This window comes from Bacillus sp. 11B20, from assembly GCF_056098985.1.
In genome coordinates, this window is the sequence record NZ_JBLZWZ010000008.1 from 323085 (window position 1) to 336138 (window position 13054).

A 13054-nucleotide genomic window follows, 5' to 3' on the forward strand; every position below is an offset into this window, starting at 1 on the left:
TAACAACGGTTACACCTAACAACAACTTTTTCATAAGATAACCTCCACTTTCTTTTGAAGTATTTGTGCATCGAATTTCTTTTCAAGAAAACGAATGGCATTTTGATAATCATTTCGTTCCTTGAAGTATTTCGATATTTGTTCAGACAAATCCTCAAGCTCCACATATAATCTATTTTTTTCTATGTAGTCTAATTTTTCAGAGAATACGTCTGCTGCCCCACTATTCTCGCACATCAAATCCAAAATTTCAAATTTTACTATATATTCATTATTTTGGATATCACAACTATACAGAATACCCTCTTTAATATATTCCCTCGCCTCTTGATCTCCTAGATGCACTAAGGCGTTTGCCAGAACATATAAAGATTGGATGTAATAATGACTATTGTCACGGTGAATTTGAATGCCCATTCCTTTTTTTGCATAATGTGCGCTTTTTTCATAATCATGCTTTGCATAATAAAGAACAGCTAAATTGTGATAGCATTTCCCAATCAGCACTTCATTGTTAATGCGCTTACTTTTCTCAAGTGCTTCTTGATACTTCTCCTCTGCTTCATCGAATTGGAACAAATCTATACAATTACTTGCATGTAAAATCAAGCTGTCAATTGCCTGCGCTGTATACTCTTCATGCGCTTTAAATGTATCGATGGCTTTTTTAATATGATTAATGGATATGAAGTTTTGTTTCAGTTCGTAATAAATTGAAGCAACCTTATGGTGAAAAGTTCCTACTTCAAGGTCTTCATTCACACGTTTTAGCCGCTGTTCTGCAATTTTGTAAAAACTAATGGCTTCATCATACTTTTTCACATATGCAGCATATTGGCCTTTGTAAAAGTAAAAATAAAAATTAATAATGTCATCTGCCTTCTCATCAAGCGTTCCGACACTTTTCATAATTTGATTGGCTTTTTCAATATTTCCAAGTAACATTTCATGTCTGCCGTCAACAAGCTGATAATAAAGGAGAACTTCACGGTCTTCATCTGTATTTTTTAGCAAATTCTGAATTTTCTCTTTATAGACAGCAGATTTTTCTAAGTCATTCTGAGAAATGACCCTCGTCCACTTGCTAATTTCGTTCGCTACCTCAGCAGAGTGGATTTTCAGCTTTCCCATAACCTCACCCTCTTCTTTTCATTATTATAGCATAGTAAAAGAATGTGAAAATTATTAAATTAGACAATGGGAATATTCAGTTCAAATGGCACAATCTCTAAGAAGCCAGTGACTTTAAAACGCCAATCAATCAGGTCAATAGAAATAGAACTTTCGATCTCGTTTGCTTTAATTACCATTTCCATAAGACCTTTTCCTCTCATCCTTTTTCTTACGAATGAGCGTTTTCTTCTTCTATTTTGAAGACTTCATGATCGATTGACGCAGCTGATTACCACTACTTTATGTCTTTTTTATTTTTTTCATGCTTTATTTTTCATTTTATTCTGAAAATAAAGCAGCCCGTTTGTCCAATTTAAACATTAAAATGATTTTATCAACCTAACCAATTTTTGACAACATGTTTCAAAATAAAAAAACGTCTCAATGAAGAAACGTTTTTTCATGAAAAATAAACTAGCTAGCTCTATGCTCTAATCGCAAACGATCAGCTACCATGGCAATAAATTCTGAATTGGTTGGTTTCGCTTTTGACATGCTGACAGTATAACCAAAGAGTGAGGAAATGGAATCAATGTTCCCTCTGCTCCAAGCGACTTCAATGGCATGACGAATCGCTCGTTCCACCCTGCTAGCGGTCGTGTTAAATTTCTTCGCAATGTCTGGGTACAACACTTTAGTAATGCTTCCGAGAAGCTCAATGTCATTGTACACCATAGAAATCGCTTCTCTTAAGTATAAATAGCCTTTAATATGAGCGGGCACGCCAATCTCATGAATAATGGTCGTAATGCTCGCATCTAAGTTTTTACGTTTCGGTTCAGGTTTGTTGCGAAGAACACTGTTTTGGATTGATGAAGAGCGATGGGTAACTTGTGTGCCGTTTCCACTGACTTGACGAATATGACCTACTAGGTTTTCCATATCAAATGGCTTTAAAATGAAATAAGATGCGCCCAAATCAACTGCTTTTTTCGTGACATCTTCTTGTCCAAAGGCCGTTAGCATAATCACACTTGGCTGTTTTGTCATTTCATTGTTTTCACGGAGGCGTTCTAGTACAGCAAGACCGTCTAAATGAGGCATAATAATATCTAAGAGGAGAACGTCGGGCTCTTTATCTTTAAATAATGTCAGGCATTCCTGACCATTATACGCCACGCCAAGTACTTCCATATCTTCCTGTCCCTCAATGTACTCTGTCAAAAGGCCAACAAGCTCTCGATTGTCATCAGCTACACACACTTTAATTTTCTCCACGTTCTTTCCTCCCCAATGTCGATTCCTTTAGTCTTTTGCATTTCTCTTCTGAGTGTTCAATTCGACAAAACCATGCTATCCCCTTTAAAAAACTTTAATTTTCCGAATAATAGAGCATTATCTAGCTTTTTCTATGTTTTTCTTAAAGAATCGACGATTATTGCAATTTGACAACATGCTTTTTTCCATTTTGTCGAAAAATCTCTTTTTCCTTATTTTATAACATGATGGAAGAGAAAGAAAGGGTAGAAAAAAACTGCCGGAAGATTCGCGGCAGTTAAATGATCAACTTGCTTTTTTGTTTTTTTGATAAAGGTCGATTCCTGCTTCGGACAGCATCCATTCAATGTGTACGCCGTACCCGCTAGTCGGATCATTGACGAATACGTGTGTGACAGCTCCAATGACTTTGCCATTTTGAATGATGGGGCTTCCGCTCATTCCTTGGACGATTCCGCCCGTTTTACTTAAGAGCCGCTCATCTGTTACCTTCAATACCATTCCTTTAGTTGCTGGGAATTTCTGCGGTGTTGTGCTGACGATTTTAATATCAAACTTCTCCACTTTATCATGATCCACAACGGTTAAAATTTCTGCTGGGCCTTCTTTTACTTCATTTGATAAAGCGACTGGAAGTGGTTTATCTGCTACATGATTTTCAAGCTTTTCGGTTAACGTACCAAAGATACCAAAAGGACTGTTGCGAGAGATATCTCCTATTGTTTTTCTTTCGGAAGAAAATCTCGCCAATTTTTCTCCAGGATTGCCTCCTGTGCCTTTTTCAATCGATGTCACGGTTGATCTAACAATTTCACCATTGTCGACAACAATTGGTTTTTTTGTATCCATGTCAGAAATCACATGCCCAAGGGCACCATATTTTTTAGATGAAGGTTCAAAAAAGGTCATCGTGCCGATTCCTGCTGCAGAATCACGAATGTAAAGACCAATTCGATAGATGCCTTCACTTGCATCTTTTGCGGGTGTTAATGTTGTTTGAAAGGTTTTATGATCTCTCTTTATGAGCAAACGAAGCGTTTCACCCGTTTTCCCTGCTTTCTGAATAAATGGGGTGAGGTCATTCATTTTTTCCATTTTTTGACCATTGATTTCAATGATCATATCCCCTGATTGAATGCCTGCGGCTTCACCTGGTGATTTTTTGCCGTCTGCTGTTGTGATTTGATGAAAACCTACAACGAGAACTCCTACAGAGTGGAGCTTGACGCCAATGGATTGTCCTCCAGGAACGACTTTTAATTCAGGGAGAACATCAACTTTTGTTTTCTTAATAGGAAATCCTTTAAAATCATAAACAATTTCGGCTTTTCCCGCCTTTTGTCCTGTAATATCCAGCTGATTCTCTTTCTCTGAAAGGCTAAAGGCTGGCGAAGAAGCATTGGCTGACGCTTCAATCGATGTGTCAATTGAGTGCTTCTGTTTTTCAAATACAGCAACATTTGTTGGAATGCTGATGTATTCCTTCACTATGCTCATAAACCCTGTACTTATTAAAGAAACAAGGAGAATCACACCAATGGCTTTTCTCATATTTTCGGGCATTCATTTTTCACTCTCCTCGCTCCTTACCCACACCAGAACACTCATGTTTTGGCTACATCTTTACTTTTGCCTTCTTCGAGAGGATTTATAACCGGCAGCTTTAGAAAATGATTGGATAAATTGATAAAAGAAAAAGACGATTTTATGGGTATATACGCCGTCTTTTACACAACATAAAAAAAGGCAGCTGATGATTCAGCTACCCTGTTGTTTTGACATCATTTGCTTGGTGCAATAGTTCTTTTGCGTGCTGTTTTGTCAGCTCTGTGACTTCCACACCGGCAATCATCCGGCCAATTTCACTCACTTTTTCTTCATGACTTAATGGTTTGACACTCGTCAGTGTTCTGCCCGCTTTTGAGCGTTTCGAAATGAAGAGATGTGTGTCAGCCATTGCGGCTACTTGAGGCAGATGTGTAATGCAGAGCACTTGTGATCCAGATGCTACTTTGTAAATTTTTTCAGCAATGGCTTGTGCGACTCTGCCGCTGACGCCTGTATCAACTTCATCGAAGATAATGGATGCGACGTCTTGTTTGGCTGAGAAAATACTCTTCACAGCGAGCATGACACGTGAAATTTCTCCACCTGAGGCTACTTTCGATAAAGATTTCATCGGTTCGCCTGTATTTGTAGAAATGACAAATTGCGCTTGGTCGATTCCATTTTTCCCGAGCTGGACAGGTTTTCCGTCTAATAGCGGACAATCGGTGCTTCCAAAAGGCGCATATCGAATAGAAAAAGCTGTATCAAATGATGACTTCTCCATATACAAATCCTTGAGCTCCGTTTGAATTTGCTTCGCTAGCTTTTTGGCCCATTTTTTACGCAGCTCCGAAACGTTAAGTGCTTCCAGCAGGGCATCACGGCTCATCGCATCCAGTTTATTCTTGAGCGTCTGCAGATGGCTGTCTCGATTTTGAATTTGATCGATTTCTTCTTCAATCTTCGCCGCATACTCCAAAATTTCCTCAACGGTTGTGCCGTATTTTCGTTTTAACTGCTTCATTTCATTCAGCCTGGATTCAATAAAATCAAGACGAGCCGGATCGAATTCTAATTGATCCAGCATGCTTCGCATTTGGAAAGTTGAATCCTCTAATAAGTAGTAGGAATTCGATACTTGTTCAGATAGCTTTTTCAAATCATCATTGATCTCAGACACTTGCTCAAGCTCGCTTGAGGACATGCCAACCCAATCTAGTCCTCCTTGCTCATTACGCAAGGCGTTATACGCGTTTTGAAGTGAGGAATAGATTTTTTCGTAGTTGCTGATTTGATGACGCTCTTCCTGAAGCCGCTCATCTTCTCCCGGCTCTAACTGCGCTGCCTCAATCTCCTCTAGCTGAAATTGCAGTAAATCTAAGCGGTGCACCATTTCCTGCTCATTCTCGGACAGCTGTCTTAGCTTTTGAGCCGTTTTCATATATTGATCATATGCTTCTTGATACTGCAAGAGAGCCGGTGCAATTTCTTCTGCTCCAAATTGATCGAGCAAATGCAGATGATTTTCATCTTCCATAAGCAGCTGGTTATCGTGCTGACCATGTATATCAAGCAAAAGCCGTCCTACTTCACGTAAAAGTGAGATGGTGACAAGCTTTCCATTAATCCGGCAAATGCTTTTCCCGCTGTTGTTAATATCACGGCGGAGGATCATCATTTCATCTGATGCGTCAATTCCCTGCTCTTCGCATAGAGCAAATACAGGATGATCGGCTGGTACAAGAAAAAGCCCTTCCAGCTCTGCTTTTTTTTCACCGTAGCGGACAAATTCAGAGGACCCTCTTCCTCCCACGAGAAGTGAGACAGCATCAATCATGATGGATTTTCCGGCACCTGTTTCCCCTGTTAGGACTGTGAGTCCTTTTTCAAATGAAACCGTTAACTCTTCAATGATTGCAAAGTTTTTAATGGTTAGTTCTGCTAACACTCATTTGACACCTCTTTTAGTAAACCTGATTCTTTATAGAAGCTCTAAAATTTTGCTCGAAACTGTCTCTGTATCATCTGGAGTGCGGCAAATGATTAAAATGGTATCATCTCCGCAAATCGTTCCCATAATTTCTTCCCAATCTAAATTGTCCATTAAAGCACCAATCGCCTGAGCATTACCCGGCATTGTTTTCAGAACAATTAAATGACTGGCAGCATCCATTTTGATAAATGCATCCATTAGGGATCGCTTCAGCTTTGACAGCGGGTTAAACCGCTGATCCGCAGGAAGACTGTATTTATATGTTCCATTGTTCGTCGGAACTTTCACTAAATGTAATTCTTTAATATCTCTAGAAACGGTCGCTTGTGTGATGTTATATCCATCGGCTTTCAAAATATCGACCAATTCATCTTGTGTTTCAATTTCTTGGCTTGCAATGATTTCTCTAATTTTAATATGCCTTTGACCTTTATTCATATTTGCCCCCCCTAGGCGTTTTATTCTCAGTTTGTCTTTACGTTCTATGTTATATGATGCACACTTCAAAAAACAAGCATTACGTGAGATCCAGCCGATTCTCGTCTTTGACCATGTAAAAAGGAATAATAGCGAGCTATTATTCCTTTCAGCGTGTAGACAAACCCTCGCATTCGGTGTCAGTCCTGCGCGCTGGTGCTCACGAATGTCAAATTCGCTCCGCTCCAGTGCTCGAACTTCCTAGACTTCAAAGGTTTTCTATCACGCTGAAAAGAAGACAAAGGGCTAAAATAAAGATCATTTTAACCCTTTGTCAACAATCTGAAAAGGAATAATAGCGAGCTATTATTCCTTTTGTATCAATCATCTCATGTGTCAGCCGGCTCAGGGCTGTTTTTCTTTTCTTTCAATACAGAATGGGCTTCCTTCACGACCTTCTCAAGTTCTGAAGCAGGAAGTGCCGCATTTTCTTCTTGATCAGGATGAAGCACTAAATGAAGCAGAAATTCAATATTTCCGTCTCCACCAGTGATAGGCGAAAATGAAACATCCTTTACATCATAGCCTTCTTTAGCAGCAAATTGATTCATTTCTTCTAGTACACCGAGGTGGACAGACGGCTCGCGCACGATGCCTTTTTTCCCAACAAGCTCTCTGCCCGCTTCAAATTGAGGCTTGACGAGTGCAATACAGTCACCACCCGGAACAAGAATATGCTTTAAAGCTGGCAGAATGAGTTTAAGTGAAATAAAAGATACATCAATTGAAGCCACTTCTGGCAATCCTTCAGTAAAATCAGCTGGGACGGAATGGCGGAAATTGGTGCGCTCCATGACGATCACCCTGTCATCCTGCCTTAATTTCCACGCGAGCTGATTGTAGCCAACGTCTACAGCATATGATTTGACCGCTCCATTTTGAAGAGCACAATCCGTAAATCCGCCTGTAGATGAGCCAATATCAATCAACAATTTCCCTTCAACTGTCAGGTCAAATTCTTTGAGCGCTTTTTCGAGCTTTAACCCGCCTCGGCTTACGTATTTGAGAGGATTCCCCTTCACTGTGAGCGGAGTATCACGAGCAATTTTCTCTCCTGGTTTATCCAAACGGTTTTCATTTGAGTAAACGATTCCTGCCATGATGGCACGCTTTGCTTTCTCTCTTGTTTCCATTAGTCCTTGTTCGACTAATAAAACGTCAAGTCGTTCTTTCTTTGATGTCATGATCCAATTCCTTTTCTTGGTGCTGCGGGAAGCAGGCTACGTAAAGTCTCAGCAACCTGTGCTTTCGTCAGACCAATTTCTTCAAGCAGGGCATCAACACTTCCATGCTCAATAAATTGATCTGGGATACCCATCCGTTCTACTTTGATATGTGATGCTTTCTTGTCGTGTACATATTCTAATACACTGCTTCCAAATCCGCCTTGGAGCACAGCTTCTTCAATCGTTAAAATCGGAATCCCTTCAGAAAGAATGTCATTTAGCATCGCTTCATCAAGCGGCTTTATAAACCGGGCGTTGACAACACGAATTGATTTTCCTTCTTTTTGAAGTTCCTCAGCTGCTTGCAACGCCATTTTAATCGTCGTACCGAATGTTAAGATGACGGCATCCTTCCCTGGACGAAGAACCTCCCAAGACCCAATCGGAATGGTTTTCAGCTGTTCATCCATTTTCACGCCAAGACCATTTCCGCGCGGGAAACGCATGGCAATAGGACCTTCATCATACTGAATGGCTGTATTGACCATGTGCTGACCTTCATTTTCATCCTTCGGCATCATGAGCACCATATTCGGCATATGACGCATGAAGGCAATATCAAACACACCTTGATGCGTTTCTCCATCTGCACCGACAAGACCCGCACGGTCAATCCCGATAAATACATTGAGGTTCTGGCGGCAAATATCATGCAGCACTTGATCATAAGCTCTTTGCAGGAACGTTGAATAGATCGCTAAAAATGGCTTCATATCCTGCGTCGCAAGCCCAGCTGCCATTGTAGCTGCATGCTGCTCAGCAATTCCTACATCAAACATTCGCTCTGGAAATTCCTTTGCAAAGCCTTCAAGTTTTGAGCCAACAGGCATCGCAGGTGTGATGGCCACAATTCGCTCATCTTTACGCGCAAGCTTTCTGACTGTTTCACTGACAAGACCACTCCATGACGGGGCAGCTGCTGCTGGTTTTACAAAGTCACCTGTATCAATTTTGTATGGACCTGTACCATGCCAAGTCCCAATTTTATCGGATTCTGCCGGCTGATAGCCTTTTCCTTTTTTCGTGATGACATGCAGCAGGACAGGACCTTTTGTTTTCTTTGCATATTCAAGGTTTTCAAAAAGATCTTCATAAGAATGTCCATCGACAGGACCTAAGTAAGTGAATCCCATTTCCTCAAAGAACATACCAGACACAAGTAAATACTTGAGGCTGTCTTTAATACGCTCTGCTGTGGCAGCAACCTTTCCACCTACAGCTGGGATCCGCTTGAATAAATATTCGAGCTCGTCCTTTACCCATTGGTATTTGCCTGCTGTGCGCAGTCTGCCAAGCATTGTGTGAATCGCACCGACGTTTGGTGCAATACTCATTTCATTATCGTTTAAGATGACGATCATATCTTTCTTTTCATCACCGATATGATTCAGAGCTTCCAGCGCCATACCTCCGGTTAATGCACCATCTCCGATAATTGGCAGGATATATTCATCTGTTCCTTTAATATCACGCGCCGCCGCCATACCCATCGCGCCAGATAATGACGTTGAGCTGTGACCTGTTTCCCATACATCATGCTCGCTTTCGTTTCGTTTAGGAAATCCGCAAAGTCCTTTATATTGACGAAGTGTATCAAACTCCGCCCCTCTCCCAGTTAACAGCTTGTGAACATAAGACTGATGTCCAACATCCCAAAGGAATTTGTCTTTCGGGCTGTCAAATACTTTATGAAGGGCAACCGTAAGTTCAACGACACCCAGATTCGGACCGATATGCCCGCCAGAGTTAGCCAAGGACTCAATTAAAAACATGCGAATGTCAGCACTAAGCTCCTCTAATTCTGCTATTGACATTCCTTTTAGAAACGTTGGATTTTTTATTGATAAAAGATCCAATCAGGATCAACTCGCTTTCAACAAAATTTCTATCTACATATATAATGCCTTATTCCTATGAAAACCAAGCGGGAATAAGAGTTGTCTCATCATGATAAACTGTTTACAGTTTACCACAATTGCTCGAAGACCCTCAAATCTAGGCTGTTTTTAATGATCTCTTGAGGCGATCAGATCACATAACTCATGCAGCAATTGCTGCTCTAATTCAAGATTTGAGACAATTTCTTTTGCACGTGTGATATGCTCGTGCAGTTTTTCTTTTGCTCCTGAAAGCGTTAATAAAGAAGGATATGTCGACTTTTCATTCGCTGTATCAGAGCCGACCCGTTTTCCTATTTTTTCTTCGCTTCCTTCGAGATCTAAAATGTCATCACGGATTTGAAAAGCAATACCGATATGATAGCTGAATTCTCTTAGTTTTTCGATTTCGTCATCTGATGCACCTGCCAGCATGGCACCTGCTGTGACGCTGAATGTGAGAAGCTTTCCTGTTTTCCGGGCGTGAATGGATTCTAGTTCTGCAAGCGGGACTTGTTTTTGCTCTGCTTCCATGTCATCAAATTGACCGCCAACCATTCCTAACGCACCTGCTGACTTCACAAGTTCATCTACGATTTTGAGTTTTTGGTCAGGAGAGACACTGCTAGATAGCTGAGATGTAATCAGACGGAAGCTTTCTGTTAAAAGAGCATCGCCAGCGAGAACCGCTGTTGCTTCCCCGTATACTTTATGGTTGGTCGGCTTTCCTCTGCGAAGGTCATCATCGTCCATGCAAGGAAGGTCGTCGTGTATCAATGAATACGTATGAATCATCTCTACAGCACAGCCAACCGGTATGCCATCTTCTTCTTTTTTGCCGTAGGCATGTAATAAAGCAAGAACGAGAACAGGACGAAGTCTTTTCCCTCCAGCTTTAAGAGAGTAAAGCATCGAAGATTTTAGGTCTTCTGGAATCTTCAATTCCTGAACATATGTAAATAAATAATCTTCAATGGCCTGTTTTCGTGTTGTTAAAAAATCCTGCAAATTACTTGTCACCAGCATCTGCCTCCTTCACTGAGAAAGGAGCCAGCTCACCGTCCTCTTTTAAAATGAAATCCATCTGCTTTTCAACGTGCTGTAATTTTTCATGACAAAGCTTTGAAAGTGTCATGCCTTCTTGGAAATAATGAATGGCTTGCTCAAGTGGTACATCCCCTTCTTCGAGCTTCCCAACGATCTCCTCAAGACCTTTCATCGCTTCTTCAAATGTCATTTGTTCTTCTTTTTGTTTATTTGATTCTGTCATGATGATTGCCCCTCCTTCTCAATAACCTCACAAATCAGACGTCCATCCTTCATGGTGATAGCCAGCTGATCCTTCGTATCGACTTGGTTCACACTTTTAATCAGTTCATCGTCTTTATAGGCTAAACTGTAGCCTCTTTCCATCACTTGAAGTGGATTTAATGCATTTAGTTTACCAAGAACAGATTGGAACTGCGAATGAATTGTTTTCATTTGCACATTCATACTGCGGATGAGCTGTTCTGTTTCATTGGCGTGGCGTTTTTTCGCTTGAAGCAGCTGCTCTTTTGGATGAAGCGGCTTCAACCTGTATGTCTGGCGGTCTAGTTGACTGCGTTTTTGTTCAATTTGTCTCGTCAGCTGTTTTTGAAAACGGTCAAATACCAAATCGAATTGCTGCTCTTTTTGCTCCTGCAATCGTTTTGGAAAACGGAAAGCATAAGAGGATTGCAGCGCCACAAGACGGTCTTTCGCTTGTGATGTTTGATTCTTCACGGCCCTTGTCAGCCGAATGTCGATGGATTTGATTCGTTCTATTAAGTCGGCTGTGCTTGGAACAGCGAGCTCGGCTGCTCCTGTTGGTGTGGGTGCTCTCATGTCTGCAGTAAAATCACTGATTGTAAAATCGGTTTCGTGCCCTACTGCAGAAATGATTGGAATGTCTGATGCGAAGATTGCTCTTGCGACAGCTTCTTCATTAAAGGCCCAAAGTTCTTCGATCGAACCGCCTCCTCTTCCGACAATCAAGACATCACAAAGCTGTTTTTCATTTGCTTCCTTGATCCTCTCTACGATTGAACGAGTGGCATTTTCACCTTGGACAAGCGCCGGAAGCACAATGATTTTCGCCTGCTGATAGCGCCGGTTAATCGTTGTAATGACATCCCGGACAGCCGCTCCTGTTGGGGATGTAATGACACCAACAACCTCTGGATATTCAGGGATTGGTTTTTTATAGCGCGCATCAAATAAGCCTTCACTTGCCAGCTTTTTCTTCAGCTCTTCATAAGCGAGATGAAGAGCACCAACACCATCAGGCTGCATTTCTTTTGCATATAATTGATAGTTGCCGCTTGGTTCATATACTTGAATTCCGCCGCGTACAAACACTTTCATTCCGCTTTTTGGTGAAAAAGGCAGCTTTGCTGCGGAACGCTGGAACATGACAGCTTGCATGCGTGCGTTTTCGTCTTTTAAGGTGAAGTACACATGACCTCTTGAATGAATCTTCACATTGGATAACTCACCTTTGATCCAAATATCTTCTAAATGCGGATCAACATCAAATTTTCTTTTTATGTATTTTGTAAGGGCTGTGACCGTCACAAAGGCTTTTTCACTCATGACGTATTCCTCCTCTTCAAAAACGCACATTCATCCACCGGCAGCATGCAGGTGGATGAATGGATAAAGCTTATGCTAATGTACGTTTTGCTGATTTAACCGTATTGTGTGCAAGCATCGTAATCGTCATTGGACCGACTCCGCCAGGGACTGGTGTGATGTAAGAAGCTTTTTCTTTTGCTCCTTCAAAATCAACATCCCCGACAAGCTTCCCAGTATCCAAACGATTGACTCCTACATCGATGACAATTGCGCCTTCTTTGATTTGGTCAGCTTTAATAAAGTTTGCTCGACCGACGGCAACAACTAAAATGTCCGCTTTTAACGTGTGTTCTGAAATATTTGCCGTTCTTGAATGGCAGTAAGTAACCGTTGCGTTTTCATTTAACAGCAATTGTCCAACTGGTTTGCCGACAATATTGCTGCGCCCCACAACAACCACTTCTTTTCCAGAAAGATCGACACCCGTTTTGTTCAATAATTCAACAATACCTGCTGGTGTACAAGGAAGGAATGTATCTTCCCCAAGCAGCATTTTCCCGATATTTAATGGATGGAAACCATCTACATCTTTCTCAGGTGAAATACGTTCAATAACGGCTTTTTCAGAAATGTGTTTAGGCAGTGGAAGTTGAACAAGAATCCCGTGGAATTGATCGTTCGCATTGTACTGATCAATCAGCTGAAGCAATTCTTCTTCTGTTAAAGAAGCATCTAAATGATCAAGCTGGAAATGCATGCCCATTGCTTCTGCTGCTTTTTTCTTCCCGCGTACGTAAGAAAGTGAAGCCGGATCATCACCGATTAGAATAACGGCAAGACCAGGTGTGACTCCTTTTTGTTTTAGCTCTTCTACTTCTTTTGCTAATTGTTCACGCTTTTCTTTTGCTGTTTCTTTCCCATCGATGATTGTTGCTGTCATGTCGAAT

Annotated in this window: 12 protein-coding genes; all 12 read right to left on the reverse strand. The window is 41.2% G+C overall.

Annotation, left to right across the window (positions count from 1 at the left end; translation table 11 throughout):
- Nucleotides 1-30: 30 nt before the first annotated feature.
- The 12 genes from ACN6NB_RS10920 to folD all read right to left on the reverse strand — a co-directional run bounded on the left by ACN6NB_RS10920 (nt 31) and on the right by folD (nt 13047).
- Nucleotides 31-1131: a Rap family tetratricopeptide repeat protein gene (locus ACN6NB_RS10920; RefSeq protein ID WP_048239244.1), complete on the reverse strand. Its 1101-nt coding sequence runs from the start codon at nt 1129-1131 to the stop codon at nt 31-33.
- A 59-nt stretch (nt 1132-1190) separates the two neighbouring features.
- Nucleotides 1191-1316 (reverse strand): hypothetical protein, encoded by a 126-nt coding sequence (locus ACN6NB_RS10925; protein WP_474253359.1) that lies wholly within the window; start codon nt 1314-1316, stop codon nt 1191-1193.
- A 271-nt stretch (nt 1317-1587) separates the two neighbouring features.
- On the reverse strand, nt 1588-2391 hold the full coding sequence (gene spo0A, locus ACN6NB_RS10930; RefSeq protein ID WP_024422935.1) for a sporulation transcription factor Spo0A: 804 nt from the start codon (nt 2389-2391) through the stop codon (nt 1588-1590).
- A gap of 285 nt (nt 2392-2676) precedes the next feature.
- On the reverse strand, nt 2677-3954 hold the full coding sequence (gene spoIVB, locus ACN6NB_RS10935) for a SpoIVB peptidase (protein WP_144491422.1): 1278 nt from the start codon (nt 3952-3954) through the stop codon (nt 2677-2679).
- A 199-nt stretch (nt 3955-4153) separates the two neighbouring features.
- Nucleotides 4154-5887 (reverse strand): DNA repair protein RecN, encoded by a 1734-nt coding sequence (gene recN, locus ACN6NB_RS10940; protein WP_126681610.1) that lies wholly within the window; start codon nt 5885-5887, stop codon nt 4154-4156.
- A 33-nt stretch (nt 5888-5920) separates the two neighbouring features.
- On the reverse strand, nt 5921-6370 hold the full coding sequence (gene ahrC, locus ACN6NB_RS10945; RefSeq protein WP_024422938.1) for a transcriptional regulator AhrC/ArgR: 450 nt from the start codon (nt 6368-6370) through the stop codon (nt 5921-5923).
- 368 nt (nt 6371-6738) lie between these two features.
- On the reverse strand, nt 6739-7593 hold the full coding sequence (locus ACN6NB_RS10950) for a TlyA family RNA methyltransferase (protein ID WP_126681609.1): 855 nt from the start codon (nt 7591-7593) through the stop codon (nt 6739-6741).
- The gene (gene dxs / locus ACN6NB_RS10955) at nt 7590-9491 is read right to left on the reverse strand and encodes a 1-deoxy-D-xylulose-5-phosphate synthase (protein ID WP_144491421.1); all 1902 of its coding nucleotides are present in this window, start codon (nt 9489-9491) and stop codon (nt 7590-7592) included. The genes ACN6NB_RS10950 and dxs overlap by 4 nt, the downstream gene beginning before the upstream one ends.
- Nucleotides 9492-9641: 150 nt before the next feature.
- A complete protein-coding gene (locus tag ACN6NB_RS10960; protein ID WP_249116555.1) occupies nt 9642-10538 on the reverse strand; it encodes a polyprenyl synthetase family protein in 897 nt (298 codons plus the stop codon).
- On the reverse strand, nt 10522-10782 hold the full coding sequence (locus ACN6NB_RS10965) for an exodeoxyribonuclease VII small subunit (RefSeq protein ID WP_003215880.1): 261 nt from the start codon (nt 10780-10782) through the stop codon (nt 10522-10524). The genes ACN6NB_RS10960 and ACN6NB_RS10965 overlap by 17 nt, the downstream gene beginning before the upstream one ends.
- Nucleotides 10779-12125, reverse strand: coding sequence for an exodeoxyribonuclease VII large subunit (gene xseA, locus ACN6NB_RS10970; protein ID WP_126681606.1), 1347 nt, complete (start codon nt 12123-12125; stop codon nt 10779-10781). Before xseA ends, ACN6NB_RS10965 begins: the two co-directional genes overlap by 4 nt.
- Nucleotides 12126-12195: 70 nt before the next feature.
- Nucleotides 12196-13047, reverse strand: a complete 852-nt coding sequence (gene folD, locus ACN6NB_RS10975) for a bifunctional methylenetetrahydrofolate dehydrogenase/methenyltetrahydrofolate cyclohydrolase FolD (protein WP_039179869.1) — start codon at nt 13045-13047, stop codon at nt 12196-12198.
- Nucleotides 13048-13054: the final 7 nt, after the last annotated feature.